The sequence below is a fragment of the Winogradskyella damuponensis genome (assembly GCF_039538385.1).
GTDB classification, from domain to species: Bacteria; Bacteroidota; Bacteroidia; order Flavobacteriales; family Flavobacteriaceae; genus Winogradskyella; species Winogradskyella damuponensis.
In genome coordinates this window covers 386141-404963 of the sequence record NZ_BAABCB010000015.1, presented here as the reverse complement: position 1 = coordinate 404963, position 18823 = coordinate 386141, and the positions used below count along the sequence as shown (strand labels likewise).

Below are 18823 nucleotides of genomic sequence, written 5' to 3'. Positions count from 1 at the left end.
TATTTACAAACCTAATTCCTTGTGTTAGATTTAAGCATTCTATTTTGCTCTTCCATTAATTCTTTTAAATCTGACAAGAGCTGAATATCCTTTGGTGTCACCACTGTTTTATCTTTAGCATCATGGGCTTTATTTCTAAGTCTATTCATAAACTTTACAATTATAAAAACCGTAAATCCAATGATTAAGAAATCTAAAAACACTTCAGATAATTTTCCATAAGCTATAGCAACTTCACTAGTAATAATCTCGCCAGAAGCACTATTTATAGCCTCTCGTAACACTAATTTTTTATCACCAAAATTAACTCCGTCTGTCAATAAGGATAAAGGTGGTAAAATAACTTGCTTTGCTAAAACATCTATAACTTTATTAAAGGCCGCACCAATGATGATACCTATTGCCATATCCATCATATTGCCTTTAACTGCAAATTCCTTAAATTCTCTAATCAGTTTCATCTGTGTTTTGTTTTAGATTTTAAAACACAAATTTATGAAGATGCCTATAAAAAATCAGGCCTTTCTTGCTGCAAAAATATTCATATACATAAAGGTGCCCATTTTACGTGCTCTACGCTTAGCATTTTCGGCATAGTCGCCTTCAAATAACTCATCTATAGTTTCAAACCAAAGATTTAACCATAAGCCAAAGTGCAACTCGGTAATACTATGATTAAATGCAGCATCAACTTTAACATGTGCTTCTAATGGATTACCATAATATTTAGTTTTTAGGAATAAACTCGATTCCCAAAATGTGGTTAAATGTTCTAAATGTTCGTCCCAATTTTTAATAGTTTCATTGAAAAATGGTCCTAATTTTTCATCTTTTCTTACCTTTTCGTAAAATTTTGATACCAATAGAAAAACATCTTCTCTATTTTTTATGTCTGATTTACCCATAGAAATTAACATTTACAATCTACTAAATAGACTCATTCTTTTAATGTTACCCAAAGTTATTCTTTTAATCCCATTCTAGTGATTCTAAAATAAGAAATCTTAGTATTTTTACAGCATGATATCAGTTGTATTACTAGGTGCTGGCAACGTAGCCACACATTTATATAAAGCCTTTTTAAAATCTGAAACCGTTTCAGTTGTCCAATGGTATAACCGTACGCGAGCATCAATTTCGTCTTACGCTAATGATGTTGATATTACAGACTCGCTAGACGAATTAAAGGAAGCCGACATTTACATTATTGCTGTTAGCGATGATAGCATTTCACAATTGTCTTCTGATTTACCATTTTCTAATCGTATGGTGGTTCATACCTCAGGAAGTGTTGCCATGCACGATTTAGATAAAAAGAATAAGATTGGTGTTTTTTACCCTTTACAAACTTTTTCTAAAACGGCTGAAATAGAATTTTCGGAAGTTCCTATTTGTGTAGAAGTTTACGAAAAGGAAAACCTTACACTATTAAAAGATTTAGCCAAAGCAGTAGGTTGCAAACCTCATAAGATTACAACCGAACAGCGACAAACACTTCATTTGGCAGCTGTTTTTGTTAATAATTTCACCAACCAACTCTACAGAATTGGTCATGAAATCTGCGAAACTAAAAATATAGAATTTAAAATACTGCACCCTTTAATTGAAGAAACGGCAAAGAAAATTCAACAAATGTCTCCCTATATGGCACAGACAGGACCTGCCAAACGAAATGATAAAAAAACAATAAAGCGGCAACTAAAACTGATTGAAAAAGAAGAACACGAAGCCATTTATAAATTACTGGCAGCCTCTATAAAAAAGACGCATAATCTAACCTCTAGACCAGTAACAAAAAAATAGATAAACCAATGAACGACGATAAAAGTTACAAAGAATATTTAGCAGACATTACCACCTTTATTTTTGATGTTGATGGTGTCCTAACCGATGGCACAATCACAGTAACCACAGAAGGCGAAATGTTAAGAACTATGAATATTAAAGACGGGTTTGCACTAAAAACAGCAATTGATGCCCATTTTAATCTTTGTATTATTTCTGGAGGCTCTAACGAAGGTGTAAGAAAACGTTTGGCTGGATTAGGTATTAAAGACATCTTTTTGGGAGCTCATAATAAAATTGAACAACTCTATTCGTATTTAGATCAACACAATATTTCAAAATCACAAGTGTTGTATATGGGAGACGATATTCCAGATTATCCCGTAATGAAACTAGTTGGTTTGCCGTGTTGTCCGCAAGATGCTGTTCCAGAAATTAAAGCCATTTCAAAATATATTTCACATAAAAATGGAGGAAAAGGTGCTGTAAGAGATGTGATTGAGCAAGTCCTAAAAGTACAAGGCAAATGGAATGGAAATTTTAATGCAAAATATGACTAAAGCATAGATGTCAAGCAGAAGAAGACATAGCACAGGGTTTGGATATATTGGCTTTGGAAATAGTCAGGCTACATTTAACCAAAGGTCGTCAAAACCTTTTTCTAAATATAAGGATAAGCTAGATCTTGAAGCACATCTACATTACAAAATGCATTTTTTGCATAAAGATTTAACAAGAGAAGACAAACAAAAAATTAAAGATAAAATACGACAACAAGAACGTAAACTCTTAAAAAGAACAGTAATTATTAGCACTATTCTTTTTATTATCATTGCGATTACCACATTTTATTTAATCACTAAAATTTTATCCCACTAAGCTTTCAAATGATTCACTTTTTAAATTTAATCCGTTGGAAAAATTTACTAATGATTGCTCTAATGCAATATTTAGTAAAATATGCCCTTTTATTACCATTTCACGAAAGTCATAGCGTATTAACCACCTTAAACGATTTTAACTTTTTCCTTCTAGTATTAGCTACACTTTGTATTGCTGCTGGAGGCTACGTTATTAATGATATTTATGATGTTGAAACTGACAAAATAAACAAACCCAACCAAGTTATTATCCATAAGCATATTTCCGAAAAAAATGCATATACTTTATTTATCATACTTAATATATTAGGTGTTGGCTTAGGGTTTTATATTACTAACGAGATTAATAAATCCGGTTTTTTTGCTATCTTTTTTATAGCTTCTGCATTGCTTTATATTTATTCGACTTCTCTAAAACAAATAGCCTTAGTTGGTAATATTGTCGTGTCTATTGTGGTGGCATTAAGTATTTTATTGGTGGGTATTATTGAGTTAATCCCTGCAATAAATATAAATAACAAAGCTGTCCAATTAACATTCATTAATATTATTAGAGATTACGCCATTTTTGCTTTTATGATTAATCTTATCAGAGAATTAGTAAAAGACATTGAAGATATTGATGGCGACTATAAAGCAGGAATTCAAACGCTACCTATTATTTTAGGAAGAGAACGTGCTAATAAAATTGCATTTTTTCTGTCTCTTATTCCTATATGCGCTATAACTTACTACGTAATTACCTACTTATTTAAGCAACAACTTGTCGTTGGCTATTTTTTAATATTAGTTATAGCTCCGCTAATTTATGTGAGTATAAAATTATTTAGTGCCCAAAAGAAAGCACAATACAAACACATTAGTTTAGTTTTAAAATTAGTAATGCTCACAGGTATGTTGTCTTTATTGCTATATAATTTTATATTAAAATAACCCTTATTTTATCTTTATATAAAACTTCTTTTTTCGTAACTATTTTAATATAAAACCATCGCTAATGCTTAATGACAAACTCAAAGATTTCAATATCATTCTTGCTTCTGCTTCGCCACGTCGTCATGCTTTTTTAAAAGCAATGCATCTTGACTTTGACATTCAGTTAAAACCTGTTGAAGAAATTTATCCTGAAGACTTAAAACGTGAAGAAATCACTGATTATTTAGCAAAAATAAAAGCGACACCTTTTACAGAAAATATTCAGCATAAAGACATTCTTATTACAAGCGATACAATTGTTTGGCTAGACCATAAAGCCATTGGCAAACCTAAAGATGAAGACGATGCTTTTTCTATGATAAAATCGTTGAGTAACAAAACACATGAAGTTGTTACTTCTATCTGTTTTACATTAAAAACAGAGCAACACCTTGTTAATACAACAACAAAAGTAACTTTTAAGGCTTTAACAGATGAAGAAATTTGGTACTATGTTAAAACCTATAAACCACTAGATAAAGCTGGTGCTTATGGTATACAAGAATGGATTGGAGCAATAGGCATTACAAGTATTGAAGGTTCTTATAACAACGTTGTTGGTTTGCCAACACATTTACTTTACGAAACGTTAAATACCATTGTCAAAGGTTTTTAGAGTCTTACCTTTATTATACTTTGAAATTATGAGGCAAAATGTCTTAGTTTCAGAATCTAAAAACATTCAAGTCATGGAGAAACATATAAAACGTAACTTTTTTTACCTTTTAATTCTAGGAGTAACATCTATTATTACATCTTGTACAGAAAACAAGACCAAAACATTAGAAACAGCTACGGTTTCAGAACCTAAAACAGAAGAGGTAGCACCAGCACCTAAATTATCAGAAGAGTTTAAAGCGTATTGGTATGATGGTGAAGCCGAAATAACATCCTACAAATTAGAACAAGCTCGCTATGGCGAATTACGAGAAGGCACAGCTGTTTTAGTTTATGTCACAGAAGATTTTCTACCCAATGTACAAGTCAAAGCAGACAACTATAATGAAACTAATATTCCTGTTTTAAAATTAAATGCGACTAAAAATTTTAATACGGGCATATATCCATACTCTATAATGCAGAGTACGTTTTATCCCGTTACTAATAATCAACATGCCTTAAAAATCTCTGCTTCTATACAAGAATGGTGTGGACATGTTTATATGCAATTAAATAATCGCAATACTTTTGAAGTACAATCACATTCATATTTCCAAGGGGAAGCTGACGAAAACTTTAAGCTAGATAAAACATGGACCGAAAATGAATTATGGACTAAATTAAGAATAGATCCCAAAAGTCTTCCTGTAGGGCAATTAGACCTAATTCCGGCATTAGAATCTACAAGACTTAATCACGAAGCCTTAGAACCTCAAAAAGCTTTTACCAAATTAGAAAATAATAGTTACACCATTTCGTATCCTGAGGCAAACCGAACTTTAAAAATAAATTTCAATCCTAATTTTCCTTTCGATATTATAGGTTGGGAAGAAACCACAACTAACGGAATAGGTACTTCTAGCGCAACCTTAACTACAAAAGCTACAAAATTAGAAACCTTAAAATCTGACTATTGGAATAAAAAAAGCAACGCAGATTTAAACCTTAGAGAAACTTTAAAATTACAATAGACTTTATAGTTTCTGAATTATATTTGTGTAGCAAAATAAGCCTTACATGAGTTCAATATTTTCCAACTATCAAGACAAATTTATTTATACGATTATATTATTAATCGTATTGTTTATAATTAGGACAATTATTGTAATTACTGTAAAAAAAATAGGCGAAAAAAGCGGTACTACAGAAGCACGAGCAACATTAATTGGTAGATATGTAACTGTCGTTTTTGTTCTTATAGCTATTTTAATAGAAGCCTTTATTCTTGGCGCAGAAACACGAGATATTACACTTGTATTTTCTTCTGTATTTGCCGTTATTGGTGTGGCCTTATTTGCTATTTGGTCTATTTTAAGTAACATCACTTCTGGTGTAATTATGTTTTTTTCTTTCCCATATAAAGTTGGTGATAAAATAAAAATTCATGATAAAGACTATCCACTAGAGGCTATTATTGAAGATATTAGAGCGTTTCAAATTCATCTTAGAGAGGATAATGGAGATTTAGTAACCTATCCAAACAATCTCATTCTTCAAAAAGCTGTAACTTTATTGCAAAAGGATGCTTTAGACGACAGTAGTATTTTATAACTTATGAAGAATAAACCAATAAAAAAACGCACACATAATTATAAAAAACATATTGGAAAAGCTCCGGGCACTTTAGTTTATACTGGTGTAAAAACCGAAAAACTACTTCATATTGAATCCTTTGATTATACCAAAGAAACATTAAATGAAAGCATCCTCACCAATATTGAAGATGCCAAAATACACAAAAGCACAGATTCTGTTACTTGGATAAATATTGATGGGTTAAACTCCATTAATGAGATTGAAAACATAGGTAAACAGTACGAATTACACCCTCTTGTTCTCGAAGATATCGTAAATACCACACAACGTCCTAAAATTGATGAGTATGACGACTATCTATTTATTGTACTTAAAATGCTGTATTATGACAACGATGAAAACATTGTTATAGAACAAGTGAGCTTCGTTTTAGGAAAAAACTACGTCCTTTCTTTTCAAGAAGCAGAAGGCGATGTCTTTGATACAGTAAGAGAACGCCTGCGCCATGGTAATGGTAGAATACGCGGTCTAAAATCAGACTATTTATTGTATGCCTTAATTGATGCTGTTGTAGATCATTATTTTAGTATTATTGAAACCTTAGGCAATAAAATTGAAGATTTAGAAAACGATTTGTTTGCCGGAAACACAAGAGAAAACATCAATATTGAAGTACAACAATTAAAGCGAGAAATATTAAAAGTACGTCGTGCTATTTTTCCGCTACGTGAAATTATTAATCGGATTGAAAAAGGCGAACACCCTTTAATCTACAAACGCACTATTACCTATTACAGAGATATTTATGACCATTTAATTCAAGTGTCTGAAAACATAGATATCTACCGTGAAATGATTTGGAGTTTAATGGACATGTATATGACAACCATTAGCAATCGAATGAACGAAGTAATGAAAGTACTCACCATAATGTCTTCCATTTTTATCCCATTAACCTTTCTTGCAGGCATATATGGAATGAACTTTGAATACATTCCTGAACTAAAATATAAAAACGGTTATTTTATACTTCTAGGTGTAATGTTTGTTCTGTTTATTGGATTGCTCTTTTATTTTAAACGTAAAAAATGGCTCTAGAAGCTTTACAAAATCAAATTTCCCTTTATTTAAACGCATCTTTAAAAATTAAATAGAATGATCTGCACATTATACGCACACCAATTAGGCTTCGATAAAATCATAACTATTTTAAAAACTAATATTCCTAAAGGACAAATCACCTTTTCAGAATTAGATGGCTTTAAAATCGCAGAAATACAAACAAAAGGCGGCCTGTTCTCTTCAGACCACATTGTAAAAATTTCATACAGAGAACGGCTTCAACCTGATTATCAAATCAGCGATACAGAACACTGCCCGCTAAACGAGAATTTAAAAGGACTTTATGGCTTTGCGTCTTCCCTTCCTACAACCAATGAAAACATTAAAAGTTTATTTTTAAGAAAAATCCAAACCCTTAATTCTGAGTTTTCAATTTTTCAAGAAAAAGGTAAAACCAAAAATCTTAAAGACATCATTAGTCAATTAGCAGATGAATTTGACGCGATTGTTTTCGCTCAACCGCAAACCATAATTTCTAAAGCAGATGGACAACACTTTTTAGACAAACACCTAAACTTAATTATTGATTTAAACGGACATTGTGAAATAAAAGAGCTTAAAGTTGTCATAGATTCTAAATATTATGATGGTGAAATAGAAGAAATCACAGAAGACCAAAAATCTCGAAAAGAAGAAAGTGAACTCATCCTAAAAAATCACCACATAAAAATTAACGCCAACCTTCCTTTTATAGAAAGTGAAAATGCCACCACCATAAGAACGGCAAAAGAAATAGCGCAAAGAGTAACCATTTTAACCATTACCAATTTGGTTGCTTTTAATAATATTTCAGGTGACGACGCACTAAAAATGATTACTGATTTTGATTTACTAGATATAGTAACTCCTGATGAAAAATCATTTCTAGAGAATCCTACTGACCAAAAGAAAAACCAAGAAACATGGAAATGTGAGTGCATTTGGACCTTAATGTGGGCATTAAAAATTGTAGACGATCTTGGTTTCCCAAATCAGATGGCCGATTTAAACAATATTCCATTCGAAAACTATCCAATTGGTCCAGATAAAAATCCAAACGACTTTATTAATGCACAAACAGAGGTTAGAAGTAAAACCGAAATACTAAACGCTAATGACCTCTACTACAGAATGGATTGGGCTTGTGTAGATGCTAGAATAAACGGTAAAGAAATTACAGAAATTCATAACGGAATTGTCTATGAAAGACATTATGCGCTCAATTGGCTCATTAACTACATGAGTTCTGATTGGGATGATGTAACATGTGACACCTAAAAATTAAAGTCTATAGGAGTCATTATTGAGACATTTGTCACCGTTTCTATCAAAAGCGTTAGTATCTTAATCGCAACGTTAAAAAAATCTAAAACAAAGTTCAGAACCTACTAACTTTTCTATATTTGAAACGAAACTAACTAATAACCTCATGTACCAACTTAGACTTTGTCTATTGCTTTTTATAAGCTCCATCGTTTCATTACAAGCGCAACAACCTAAAAAATACAATTCTTCAGAAATTTACGAAGCGGTTCAAAAGCTCAACGTTCTAGGATCCGTCTTGTATATCGCAGCACATCCTGATGATGAAAACACGCGTTTAATTTCTTATATGTCTAATGAAGTTAAAGCACGTACAGCTTATTTATCGTTAACTCGAGGAGATGGAGGACAGAACCTTATTGGTCCAGAAATCCGAGAACTTTTAGGCGTTATTAGAACCCAAGAATTGTTAGCCGCAAGACGTGTTGATGGTGGTGAGCAACGTTTTACCAGAGCCAATGATTTTGGATATTCTAAACATCCAGACGAAACTTTAGAAATCTGGAATAAAGATGATGTATTATCAGACGTTGTTTGGGCTATTCGTGAATTTAAACCCGATATTATTATTAACCGTTTTGATCATAGAAGAGCTGGTCGTACGCATGGTCATCACACCGCTTCGGCCATGTTAAGTATGGAAGCTTTTGATTTAGCAAATGATGCTTCTAAATACACCTCACAATTAGAATTAACCCAAACGTGGCAACCTAAACGCTTATTTTACAATACCTCTTGGTGGAGATACGGAAGTCAAGAAGAATTTGACAAATTAGACAAAAGCAATATGATAAATTTTGACGTTGGTGTTTATTACCCAAGCAAAGGCATGTCTAATAACGAAGTGGCGGCTTTGGCAAGTAGTCAACATTTATGTCAAGGTTTTGGACGTTTGTCACAACGAGGCTCTCAACAAGAATATATTGAGTTTCTAAAAGGTGAACCACTTCAAAAAAATGAAGATATCTTCTCTGGAATAGATGTGTCTTGGAACAGAATTGAAGGCGGAAAGGCCATTGGAAACATTTTAAAGTTGGTAGAAACGCATTTTAACTTTAAAAACCCAGCATCACATTTACCACAACTTTTAGAAGCTTATAAATTGCTTCAAAATGTAAAAGACGAGCACTGGAAAACCGTTAAAACAAAAGAATTAAAAACAATTATCGAAGCTTGCTCTGGATTGTACCTGGAAGTTTCAGCTAAAACCCCAAATGCAGCACCAAATTCTAATGTAACGTTAGATATGGAAGTTTTAAACCGAAGCAATGCCAATATTAATTTGGTCTCTTATAGCCTTTCAACATTAGAAAGAGGCATTACTAAAAATATAACTTTGGCTTCAAACCAAAAGCTAAACTTTGAAGAAAGCATAACAATTTCAAACAATAAAAATTACACAACACCATATTGGCTAAACAAAAAAAGCTCCTTAGGCATGTATAACGTGGAAAACCAAAATTTAATCGGTTTACCAGAAACACCAAGAGCCGTTTTTGTTGATTTTAACTTAATGATTGAAGGCACACCTTTAAGCATTAGAAAACCTGTAATTTATCGTTATTCTAAACCAGATAAAGGCGAATTATATAGACCTTTCGAAATTATTCCAATAGTTTCAGCAAGTATAAGTGATAAGGTTTTCATCTTTGAAAACGACCAACAAAAAGAAATTGAAGTTACTGTTAAAGCTGGAAAGAATAATATTGAAGGTTATGTACAAATGGCATATCCTAAAGGTTGGAGTGTCTATCCAGAAAAGCAAAAAGTTGAAATCGCTAATAAAGATGATATTCAAAAAGTGGTATTTACAGTTATACCTCCAAAAAACCAAAGCGAAGGTTTAATTACACCAATGGTGAATATTGATGGTGAATTTTATACCGATGAACTCATAGAAATCGATTATGCTCACATACCATTTCAAACGGTTTTAATGCCAAGTGAAAGTAAAGTCGTAAGGTTAAACATTGAAACACGAGGTAAAAACATTGGGTATATTGAAGGCGCTGGAGATGTAGTCCCTGAAAGTTTAAGACAAATTGGTTATAATGTGACTATTATTGAACCAGAACAAATTTCACCAGAAAACTTAACTAATTTTGATGCTATTGTTGTTGGCATTAGAGCTTATAACATTGTTGAAGACTTAAAGTTTAAACAAAAATTCTTGTTAGAGTACGTAAAAGAAGGTGGTAATTTAATCATTCAATACAATACCAGTAGAGGTATTAAAATAGATAACTTAGCGCCTTATAACTTAAAATTGTCTAGAGACAGAGTTACGGATGAAAATGCTGCTATTCAAATCTTAGAACCAAATCATCCAATTTTAAACTTTCCAAATAAAATTACGAGTAAAGATTTTGAAGGTTGGGTACAAGAACGCGGCTTATATTTTCCTAATGAATGGTCTAAAGAATTCACACCATTACTGGCATCAAACGACAAAGGCGAAAGTTCAAAAAAGGGAGCACTATTGGTTGCTAAATACGGTAAAGGCAACTATATTTATACAGGTTTAAGTTTTTTTAGAGAATTTCCTGCTGGAGTGTCGGGTGCTTTCAGAATTTTTGCTAACTTACTATCCGCAGAAAAAGCCGATAAACCGTCATTTAAAAACTGATGATTTTTAGCTAATATTAGATAACAAACCCCTAACAACTAACTAAAAACTAAAAAGATGCGCAACCAAAACCAACCACAACCAAAGCAAAAATGGAGTAAAATGTATACTGCTGTTTTAATAGCAAATGCACTTTACATTGTCTTATTTTACTTTATTACCGCTTCATTCGCATAAAAACATATAATGCAGCAAACTTTAGATTGGATTGATTGGACGGTTTTAATAGCAACTTTAGCCACGATTGTTGGTTATGGAACTTGGAAAACTAGAGGTCGAAAAAATGCACAAGATTACATAAAAGGAGGTAATACTTCTAAATGGTGGACCATTGGTCTATCTGTAATGGCTACTCAAGCAAGTGCAATTACATTCCTTTCTACAACAGGTCAGGCATTTTCTGATGGCATGGGCTTTGTCCAGTTTTATTTCGGACTTCCAATTGCCATGGTTATAATTTGCTTGGTATTTATCCCTCTCTATCATCGACTTAAAGTTTACACAGCTTACGAGTTTTTAGAAAATCGATTCGACCTTAAAACCCGAAGTCTTACAGCCATTCTCTTTTTAATTCAACGAGGTCTTGCAGCAGGAATTACCATCTTTGCTCCTGCTATTATACTCTCTGTTGTCTTAGGTTGGAATATTATTACCCTTAACATCATTATTGGTGTTTTAGTTATTATTTATACTGTCTCTGGAGGAACAAAAGCCGTAACCGTAACACAAAAACAACAAATGTTTGTCATTTTTGCAGGAATGATAGCCGCTTTGTTTATCATCATTAATTTAATCCCAGAAGAAGTTTCGTTTATAGACGCCATTGATATTGCTGGCGCTACAGGAAAGATGAAAGTCTTAGATTTTTCATTCGATTTAGAAAATAGATATACCGTTTGGACTGGTTTAATTGGAGGTACATTTTTAATGCTCTCCTACTTTGGCACAGACCAAAGTCAAGTGCAACGTTATCTTTCTGGTAAATCTATGAAAGAAATGCAAATGGGCTTATTGTTTAATGGTATGCTAAAGGTACCAATGCAATTCTTTATACTACTTGTAGGTGTAATGGTATTTGTGTTTTATCAATTTAATCCTTCGCCCTTAAACTTTATAGACAAATCTGAACAGACTGTTTTAGTTTCTGAATTTGGTGACGATTACAGAAGGCTTCAAGATAAACAAGCCGCATTATTTACTGAAAAACAAAAAGTGAGTTTGGCATTATCTAAAAGCACTGATGACAGTTTAAAAAACGAACTATTTCAATTAGACAGTATTGAAAAAACCTACCGCTCTGAATCAAAGTTTTTAATAAAAAAAGCTATTGATTCTGATTATACCTTAGCATACAATAAGCTTAAAAGTGAAGTTGACGCTTTAAAGTCTAACCCTAAAAGTGAAGCATATATCACAAAATCGGCTGCACTTACAGCACTATACAAAGATGCCGCTAAAGACACACAAACCAACGACAGAGATTACATGTTTATTAGGTTTATTTTAAATAACCTACCAACGGGTTTAATTGGTTTATTATTAGCTGTTATATTATCTGCAGCAATGTCTTCAACAGCTTCAGAAATTAACGCATTGGCAACCATTACGTCTATTGATTTATACGGTAGAAATCAAAAGGAAGACAAAAGTGAAGAACACATGGTAAAAATGACCAAATGGTTTACGTTTGGTTGGGGAATTGTAGCCATTATTATTGCTTGTTTTGCAGATCTTGCTGAGAATCTAATTCAACTTGTTAATATTATAGGTTCTATTTTCTACGGCAATGTTTTGGGTATCTTTTTACTCGCTTTCTTCTTTAAATATATAAAAGGGAATGCTGTATTTTTTGGTGCACTAATAACACAGGCTATTGTCGTTATTGGCTGGTGGCTAGATTGGATGCCTTACTTATGGCTGAATTTATTTGGTTGTATTGTTGTCATTACAATTGCCCATCTATTACAAATGCTATTACCAAAAAAAGCCGTATAATTAGTCCTATAAGCTATTACGTTTACATCTGACTTATCTACTATTCTAAATTTTAATTCTTCACTATAGCGCCTTTATAAAACCTAGAAAAAGTTAAAACTTTTAGTCTATAGTTTTATGTTACGATAGCACTTTTATCTTTTAGTATGACAAGAATAAACCAAGGCTAAGTTTCCCTATTCTAAAGCAAGTTAAGAATGCCACAACACTTTTTTAATAATAGCCTTAGATTATAACCAACATTAATTCAAACAAAAAAACGCAACTTTTTGTTTACTATAAGTAACCCAAAAGCTGCGTTTGTTATTTTATGTCTGAAAGCTAGTAAATTACTTAGCTCCCCATTCTTTTAAAGAATCTTTATTCATTTTTATATAATCAGCATTGCCTGCTTTTTCTGCTTTAGCTAAAGATTCTTTAGCTGTTGAAATTGCTTTCTTTTTATCTCCAAGAGCAGCATACAATAACGATTGTTTTCTCAATTGGTAAAACTTAGGATCTTTAGTCATAGCCATCGCCTTATCCATCCATTCTTTAGCTTGTTCTAAATCTTTTCCTTCAGATAAGTTATAAACCGCTGCAGCATAATAATCGTTAGCTGATGGTCCTGCCATTGCTTTTTCAATAGAAGCCGCTACTGTCTTAGCAGTTGGAACTTCAAATTTTAAATTAGCCATAGTATTCTCCCAGATAAACCCTAATTCTGCAGAACCACTTTTTAAATTATCAAAAGTAATCGTAAATGTTTCAACTTTCATTGGTAACTGCATGGTTTCAATCTTCACTTTTGCAGCAACTTTTGCAGCATCAATAGTTTTTGGTGCTCCCCAATTGTTAGTGTCAGTATAGAAAATAACCTCCCAAGATTTTTCAGAAGGTGTAATAAAAATAGCGTAAGCACCAGCTTTTAAAGTGTTACCAGCAACAACTACGTCATCACTAAATGTAACCATTGTGTTTTTATTAGCTCCTGCTCTCCATAATTTACCATAAGGTACAAGGTCTCCAAAAATAGTTCTCCCATTCATGCTTGGACGAGAATATTCTAAAGTAACATCTGTTAAACCAACGACTTGTTCAATTTTTGTAAAAGGACTTGGTTGTGGTGTTTTAATTTGTGCATTTACCGAAAACATTAAAGTTAAAGCAAATGTAAATAGTACTAATTTCTTCATTTTTTATAGTGTTAAGTGTTTGTTTTTAACTGTTGTAAAATTACAACTTAAGCTATGCTATAAATGTTAAGGAATCCTTAAAATGAAAACTAACATTTTTAATAACGATTTCTTAACACGCAATATTTAGGATAATAACAGTATTAATCGTAATATTGCAATATAATAATATAAAGACTTATGGGTTTAACCAAATCAGAAATTTTCACTCCAGAACAAAATGAGCTCTCAAGTATCGCTAAAGCTTTTGGTCATCCGGCGAGAGTGGCTATTCTTCAGCATTTATTTAAAATAGATTCTTGTATTTGTGGGGATTTGGTTGATGAAATTGGTTTAGCACAACCTACCATTTCTCAGCATTTAAAAGAGTTAAAAAAAATAGGACTTATAAAAGGAAACATTACAGGCACCAGCATTTGTTACTGTATTGATAAAGATAATTGGTCACAGATGAAAACCGTACTTTCTGTATTCCTTAATCAAGATATAAATGAAAACAATAACTGTTGTTAAATATAATATTGCCTTATGAAATTATCAGAAATTAAATCAAAATTACAAACCTTAGACACTATAGCGTTTCAATTACCAAACGGCACTTTAGTACCAAATCACTTTCATGTAACAGAAGTCGGTAAAATATCGAAGCATTTTATTGATTGTGGCGGCACCGTAAGAACTGAAAACGTAGCCAACTTTCAGCTTTGGGAAGCAGACGATTACGACCATAGGTTACACCCTGAAAAACTACTAAGCATTATTGAACTTTCTGAAAAAATCTTAAACATTGAAGACTTAGAAATTGAAGTCGAATACCAAGGAGACACGATTGGAAAATATGGTTTAGACTTTGATGGCACACATTTTTTATTGACGACAAAATTGACAGATTGTTTAGCTAAAGACAAATGTGATATTCCTGAAAAGAAACCAAAACTTAAACTATCAGAATTACAAAAAGAAGCTCCGTCTTGTGCGCCTGGTTCAGGATGTTGTTAATCGTTAATATTTCGTAAAAAGCTATGCTATACCAACCTATTAAAACCCAAATAGAACAGCTAAATACAAATTCTATTTCCAAAGAACGCAAAACTATTTTACAACCACTTATAGATTTTGTACAATTAAAAGTAACTAATAAATCTAGGGTTAACTTAAATTTTATTTGCACACATAACTCCCGTCGCAGCCATTTATCTCAAGTTTGGGCACAAGTAATGGCGTCCTATTTTGAAATAGATAATGTGTACTCTTATTCTGGCGGAACAGAAGCTACAGCCTTATTTCCAATGGTTGCAAAAACTTTAGAAAACACAGGATTTAAAATTGAAATGCTTTCTAACGGAACCAATCCGGTTTACAGTATCAAATATTCTAAAAACGCACATCCTGTTATTGGGTTTTCAAAAACATTTGATGCTCAGTTTAATCCAATTTCAGAATTTACTGCAATTATGACCTGCTCTAACGCAGATAAAGGTTGCCCATTTATTGCTGGTGCCGAAAAACGAATTCCAATAACCTATGAAGACCCTAAAGCTTTTGATAATGCGCCTCAGCAATTAGAAAAATATAACGAGCGTAGCCTTCAAATTGCGACTGAACTAAAATATGTGTTTTCTAACATCGTAAACTAATTACAATGACTGCAATCAAAAAAAAATTAAGCTTTTTAGATAGCTATCTTACCTTATGGATTTTTATAGCTATGGCTATTGGAGTTGGTATTGGCTTTTTTGCTCCATCTTTTCCAGAGCTTGTAGAATCTTACAGTAGCGGAGCTACCAATATACCTATTGCTATTGGTTTAATTTTAATGATGTATCCTCCATTGGCGAAAGTTAATTATGCCTTATTACCAAAGGTGTTTAAAGATGTGAAAATTCTATCTATATCTTTAGTTTTAAATTGGATTGTTGGCCCAGTATTAATGTTCATCTTAGCGATTACATTCTTACAAGATTACCCTGAATACATGGTTGGCTTAATCCTTATTGGTTTGGCTCGTTGTATAGCCATGGTATTAGTTTGGAACGATTTAGCTGAAGGTAGTAGTGAATATGGTGCCGGACTCGTGGCTCTCAATAGTATTTTTCAAGTCTTTGCTTATAGTTTCTATGCTTACCTATTTATTACGGTACTTCCACCCTATTTTGGCTTTGAAGGAGCTATTGTAGATATTTCCATTGTTACGATTGCCGAAAGTGTAGCGATCTATTTAGGTATTCCGTTTTTACTCGGTATCCTTTCACGCTTAATATTGGTAAAACTCAAAGGTGAGGTCTGGTATACTAAGAAATTTATACCAGCCATTTCACCAATGACCCTAATTGCCTTGTTATTTACCATCGTGGTTATGTTTTCACTTAAAGGCGAGTTAATTGTAGAAATCCCCATGGATGTCCTCATTATTGCGGTTCCCTTATTAATCTACTTTACGCTAATGTTTATTATTGGCTTTTTTGTCAGTAAAGCCATGGGAACAACTTACGATAAAACAGCCGCTATAGCTTTTACAGCTGCGGGAAATAATTTTGAACTAGCCATTGCTGTAGCCATCGCTGTCTTTGGATTAAACTCAGGTCAAGCCTTCGCTGGTGTTGTTGGTCCTTTAGTAGAAGTACCCGCTTTAATTCTCTTGGTTAGAGTCGCATTTTGGTTGCGTAAAAAATATTATTTACCTCAAACAACGTAACAAAACGCAAAAGTATCAGAAATTGGTGTTAAATTTTGTTTAACCATAATATAAAATAGTTAAACATAACGTATCTTTACATTGTAAATTAATTACAATGGCAAAAAAGAAAAACATAAAAGCATCTGATCTTATATCCTTTTACATGGATTATGTTCTAACACATAATCACAAACCCAGTTCGGTATATGCCTTTGCTAAAGACCACAATTTTGAAGAACAAAAATTCTATGAATACTTTAGTTCCTTCGAAATTTTAGAACAATCCATATTCAAAATATTTTTTGATAACACATTAGCTGTTTTAGAAAAAAGCGAAGATTATCAATCTTTTGATGCACGAAACAAACTCCTCAGTTTTTATTATACGTTTTTTGAAATATTAACGGCTAATAGAAGCTATGTGGTCCATGCTTTAAACACGAATAAAAACCAATTAAAGTCTCTAAAAACGCTATCACACTTAAAGAAGAGCTTTACCAATTACATTGATCATTTAGACATTAAAACCATTGATCTTAAGGAAGAAAAACTCGAAAAATTAAAAAACAGAGGTCTCAAAGAATCCGCTTGGTTTCAATTATTAGTCACCCTAAAATTTTGGTTAGATGATACTTCACTAGCCTTTGAAAAAACAGATGTGTTTATCGAAAAGTCAGTTCAGGCAAGTTTTGATTTAATAGATACCACTCCTTTAAAAAGTCTTATTGACTTTGGTAAATTCTTATATAAAGAAAAAATACACTCCAACTAGATGAAAACAATAGATAGCATTCCGATGACCAAAATATCTAGAGCTTCAAAATTAGTTTCAACTGGAGCTAAAGTTGGTGTGAATTATTTAAAGTATTATGGCGACAAAATGGTAAATTCTAAAGAAGATGCCAAAGAACGCCTTAATCAAAATAACGCAGAAGATATATACGACAGTCTTAAAACACTAAAAGGTAGCGCCTTAAAAGTAGCGCAAATGCTAAGCATGGAGAAAAGCATTTTACCACAGGCTTATGTTGAGAAATTTTCATTGTCACAATTCTCTGTGCCACCACTATCTCCTCCCTTAGTTATAAAAACATTTAAAAAATACTTTGGAAAACATCCCGAAGACATTTTTGACACTTTCAACGCAACTTCAGTAAATGCTGCCAGTATAGGCCAAGTTCATATGGCGGAAAAGAATGGGAAAAAATTTGCTGTGAAAATCCAATATCCTGGAGTTGCAGAAAGTATAGCATCAGATTTAGCTTTGGTAAAACCCATTGCTATTAAGATGTTTAATATTAAAGGAAAAGACTCCGACAAGTATTTTAAAGAAGTTGAAAACAAACTCACCGAAGAAACCAATTACATTTTAGAAATTGCGCAGAGTAAAGAAATTGCAGAAGCTTGTAAACATATTCCAAATTTAGAATTCCCAGAGTATTACGAAGCATTTTCATCTGAGCGTATTATTACTATGGATTTTATGAAAGGAGAACACCTTTCAGAATTTACAGCACATAATACAGATCAAGTAAAAGCAAATAAACTGGGTCAGGCATTATGGGATTTCTATATGTTTCAAATTCATACGTTAAAGAAAGTACATGCCGATCCTCATCCTGGAAATTTTTTAATCGCTAAAGACGCTAAACTTATTGCTTTAGATTTTGGATGTATGAAGATGATTCCTGAGGATTTTTACGTTCCTTATTTTGAATTAGCAGACAAAACTTGTATCGAAAATCCAACACGGTTTACCGAGAAGCTTTATCAACTTGAAATTTTACGACAAGATGATTCTGAAGAAGAAATCAAATTCTTTAGTGCAATGTTTCACGAGCTATTAAGCTTATTTACTCAACCTTTTCACTCTGAAAGCTTTGATTTTTCAGACCCTGCATTTTTTAATCAAATTACAGAAATGGGTCAGCGCTATTCTAAAAGCACAGAACTAAAAAATATGAACGGAAACCGAGGTTCTAAACATTTTATTTATATCAATAGAACGTTCTTTGGACTTTACAATTTAATGTTCGACCTTAAGGCTCAAAATATTAAGATAAATAATTTCAAAAATCTTTAGATGCAA

General features: G+C 32.5%; 20 protein-coding genes. 17 read left to right on the top strand and 3 right to left on the bottom strand.

All coding sequences use genetic code 11. The annotated features are described in order from the left end of the window. Window positions 1-11: 11 nt before the first annotated feature. Window positions 12-461 carry a large conductance mechanosensitive channel protein MscL gene (gene mscL / locus ABD730_RS07680; RefSeq protein WP_334471302.1) on the bottom strand — a complete coding sequence of 150 codons (450 nt, stop codon included), beginning with the start codon at window positions 459-461 and terminating at the stop codon, window positions 12-14. A 54-nt stretch (window positions 462-515) separates the two neighbouring features. After that, window positions 516-905: a group III truncated hemoglobin gene (locus ABD730_RS07675; RefSeq protein ID WP_334471304.1), complete on the bottom strand. Its 390-nt coding sequence runs from the start codon at window positions 903-905 to the stop codon at window positions 516-518. A gap of 115 nt (window positions 906-1020) precedes the next feature. Between ABD730_RS07675 and ABD730_RS07670 the strand changes: the two genes are divergently transcribed. The 11 genes from ABD730_RS07670 (at window position 1021) to ABD730_RS07620 (ending at window position 12882) form a co-directional block, all read left to right on the top strand. Continuing rightward, the gene (locus tag ABD730_RS07670) at window positions 1021-1803 is read left to right on the top strand and encodes a Rossmann-like and DUF2520 domain-containing protein (protein ID WP_344713729.1); all 783 of its coding nucleotides are present in this window, start codon (window positions 1021-1023) and stop codon (window positions 1801-1803) included. A gap of 8 nt (window positions 1804-1811) precedes the next feature. Next, window positions 1812-2345, top strand: a complete 534-nt coding sequence (locus ABD730_RS07665) for a KdsC family phosphatase (protein WP_344713727.1) — start codon at window positions 1812-1814, stop codon at window positions 2343-2345. A 7-nt stretch (window positions 2346-2352) separates the two neighbouring features. Continuing rightward, window positions 2353-2664 (top strand): hypothetical protein, encoded by a 312-nt coding sequence (locus tag ABD730_RS07660; protein ID WP_334471307.1) that lies wholly within the window; start codon window positions 2353-2355, stop codon window positions 2662-2664. 8 nt (window positions 2665-2672) lie between these two features. Beyond that, entirely contained in the window at window positions 2673-3599 is a 927-nt protein-coding gene (locus ABD730_RS07655; protein WP_215925191.1) for a geranylgeranylglycerol-phosphate geranylgeranyltransferase, read from the top strand. 64 nt (window positions 3600-3663) lie between these two features. Further along, entirely contained in the window at window positions 3664-4257 is a 594-nt protein-coding gene (locus tag ABD730_RS07650; protein WP_344713724.1) for a Maf-like protein, read from the top strand. Window positions 4258-4330: 73 nt separating this feature from the next. After that, window positions 4331-5272, top strand: a complete 942-nt coding sequence (locus tag ABD730_RS07645) for a septum formation inhibitor Maf (RefSeq protein WP_425583514.1) — start codon at window positions 4331-4333, stop codon at window positions 5270-5272. A gap of 46 nt (window positions 5273-5318) precedes the next feature. Continuing rightward, on the top strand, window positions 5319-5852 hold the full coding sequence (locus tag ABD730_RS07640; RefSeq protein WP_334471314.1) for a mechanosensitive ion channel domain-containing protein: 534 nt from the start codon (window positions 5319-5321) through the stop codon (window positions 5850-5852). A gap of 3 nt (window positions 5853-5855) precedes the next feature. Further along, window positions 5856-6935: a magnesium/cobalt transporter CorA gene (gene corA / locus ABD730_RS07635; RefSeq protein ID WP_334471316.1), complete on the top strand. Its 1080-nt coding sequence runs from the start codon at window positions 5856-5858 to the stop codon at window positions 6933-6935. A 57-nt stretch (window positions 6936-6992) separates the two neighbouring features. Then, window positions 6993-8216, top strand: a complete 1224-nt coding sequence (locus ABD730_RS07630; RefSeq protein ID WP_344713719.1) for a DUF4272 domain-containing protein — start codon at window positions 6993-6995, stop codon at window positions 8214-8216. Window positions 8217-8367: 151 nt separating this feature from the next. Further along, window positions 8368-10887 carry a PIG-L family deacetylase gene (locus tag ABD730_RS07625; RefSeq protein WP_334471320.1) on the top strand — a complete coding sequence of 840 codons (2520 nt, stop codon included), beginning with the start codon at window positions 8368-8370 and terminating at the stop codon, window positions 10885-10887. Between the two features lie 186 nt (window positions 10888-11073). Further along, window positions 11074-12882: a sodium:solute symporter family protein gene (locus tag ABD730_RS07620; protein ID WP_344713716.1), complete on the top strand. Its 1809-nt coding sequence runs from the start codon at window positions 11074-11076 to the stop codon at window positions 12880-12882. 329 nt (window positions 12883-13211) lie between these two features. Here the strand turns inward: ABD730_RS07620 and ABD730_RS07615 are convergent, their stop codons facing one another. Further along, window positions 13212-14057: a DUF2911 domain-containing protein gene (locus tag ABD730_RS07615; RefSeq protein WP_344713715.1), complete on the bottom strand. Its 846-nt coding sequence runs from the start codon at window positions 14055-14057 to the stop codon at window positions 13212-13214. Between the two features lie 180 nt (window positions 14058-14237). On the opposite strand from ABD730_RS07615, the gene ABD730_RS07610 reads away from it, so the two are divergent. The 6 genes from ABD730_RS07610 (at window position 14238) to ABD730_RS07585 (ending at window position 18817) form a co-directional block, all read left to right on the top strand. After that, on the top strand, window positions 14238-14570 hold the full coding sequence (locus tag ABD730_RS07610) for an ArsR/SmtB family transcription factor (protein WP_334471326.1): 333 nt from the start codon (window positions 14238-14240) through the stop codon (window positions 14568-14570). A gap of 15 nt (window positions 14571-14585) precedes the next feature. Then, window positions 14586-15056: a DUF6428 family protein gene (locus tag ABD730_RS07605; RefSeq protein WP_344713714.1), complete on the top strand. Its 471-nt coding sequence runs from the start codon at window positions 14586-14588 to the stop codon at window positions 15054-15056. A 23-nt stretch (window positions 15057-15079) separates the two neighbouring features. After that, on the top strand, window positions 15080-15694 hold the full coding sequence (locus ABD730_RS07600) for an arsenate-mycothiol transferase ArsC (protein WP_344713712.1): 615 nt from the start codon (window positions 15080-15082) through the stop codon (window positions 15692-15694). A 5-nt stretch (window positions 15695-15699) separates the two neighbouring features. Next, window positions 15700-16752 (top strand): ACR3 family arsenite efflux transporter, encoded by a 1053-nt coding sequence (arsB, locus tag ABD730_RS07595; RefSeq protein WP_334471332.1) that lies wholly within the window; start codon window positions 15700-15702, stop codon window positions 16750-16752. 97 nt (window positions 16753-16849) lie between these two features. Next, on the top strand, window positions 16850-17506 hold the full coding sequence (locus ABD730_RS07590; RefSeq protein WP_344713708.1) for a TetR family transcriptional regulator C-terminal domain-containing protein: 657 nt from the start codon (window positions 16850-16852) through the stop codon (window positions 17504-17506). Then, a complete protein-coding gene (locus ABD730_RS07585; RefSeq protein WP_344713706.1) occupies window positions 17507-18817 on the top strand; it encodes an ABC1 kinase family protein in 1311 nt (436 codons plus the stop codon). Window positions 18818-18823 lie beyond the last annotated feature (6 nt).

Bases quoted from the DNA above. Each gene is read 5' to 3' on its own strand.
- mscL (WP_334471302.1), bottom strand. From the start codon at position 461: ATGAAACTGATTAGAGAATTTAAGGAATTTGCAGTTAAAGGCAATATG.
- ABD730_RS07675 (WP_334471304.1), bottom strand. From the start codon at position 905: ATGGGTAAATCAGACATAAAAAATAGAGAAGATGTTTTTCTATTGGTA.
- ABD730_RS07670 (WP_344713729.1), top strand. From the start codon at position 1,021: ATGATATCAGTTGTATTACTAGGTGCTGGCAACGTAGCCACACATTTA.
- ABD730_RS07665 (WP_344713727.1), top strand. From the start codon at position 1,812: ATGAACGACGATAAAAGTTACAAAGAATATTTAGCAGACATTACCACC.
- ABD730_RS07660 (WP_334471307.1), top strand. From the start codon at position 2,353: ATGTCAAGCAGAAGAAGACATAGCACAGGGTTTGGATATATTGGCTTT.
- ABD730_RS07655 (WP_215925191.1), top strand. From the start codon at position 2,673: ATGATTCACTTTTTAAATTTAATCCGTTGGAAAAATTTACTAATGATT.
- ABD730_RS07650 (WP_344713724.1), top strand. From the start codon at position 3,664: ATGCTTAATGACAAACTCAAAGATTTCAATATCATTCTTGCTTCTGCT.
- ABD730_RS07645 (WP_425583514.1), top strand. From the start codon at position 4,331: ATGGAGAAACATATAAAACGTAACTTTTTTTACCTTTTAATTCTAGGA.
- ABD730_RS07640 (WP_334471314.1), top strand. From the start codon at position 5,319: ATGAGTTCAATATTTTCCAACTATCAAGACAAATTTATTTATACGATT.
- corA (WP_334471316.1), top strand. From the start codon at position 5,856: ATGAAGAATAAACCAATAAAAAAACGCACACATAATTATAAAAAACAT.
- ABD730_RS07630 (WP_344713719.1), top strand. From the start codon at position 6,993: ATGATCTGCACATTATACGCACACCAATTAGGCTTCGATAAAATCATA.
- ABD730_RS07625 (WP_334471320.1), top strand. From the start codon at position 8,368: ATGTACCAACTTAGACTTTGTCTATTGCTTTTTATAAGCTCCATCGTT.
- ABD730_RS07620 (WP_344713716.1), top strand. From the start codon at position 11,074: ATGCAGCAAACTTTAGATTGGATTGATTGGACGGTTTTAATAGCAACT.
- ABD730_RS07615 (WP_344713715.1), bottom strand. From the start codon at position 14,057: ATGAAGAAATTAGTACTATTTACATTTGCTTTAACTTTAATGTTTTCG.
- ABD730_RS07610 (WP_334471326.1), top strand. From the start codon at position 14,238: ATGGGTTTAACCAAATCAGAAATTTTCACTCCAGAACAAAATGAGCTC.
- ABD730_RS07605 (WP_344713714.1), top strand. From the start codon at position 14,586: ATGAAATTATCAGAAATTAAATCAAAATTACAAACCTTAGACACTATA.
- ABD730_RS07600 (WP_344713712.1), top strand. From the start codon at position 15,080: ATGCTATACCAACCTATTAAAACCCAAATAGAACAGCTAAATACAAAT.
- arsB (WP_334471332.1), top strand. From the start codon at position 15,700: ATGACTGCAATCAAAAAAAAATTAAGCTTTTTAGATAGCTATCTTACC.
- ABD730_RS07590 (WP_344713708.1), top strand. From the start codon at position 16,850: ATGGCAAAAAAGAAAAACATAAAAGCATCTGATCTTATATCCTTTTAC.
- ABD730_RS07585 (WP_344713706.1), top strand. From the start codon at position 17,507: ATGAAAACAATAGATAGCATTCCGATGACCAAAATATCTAGAGCTTCA.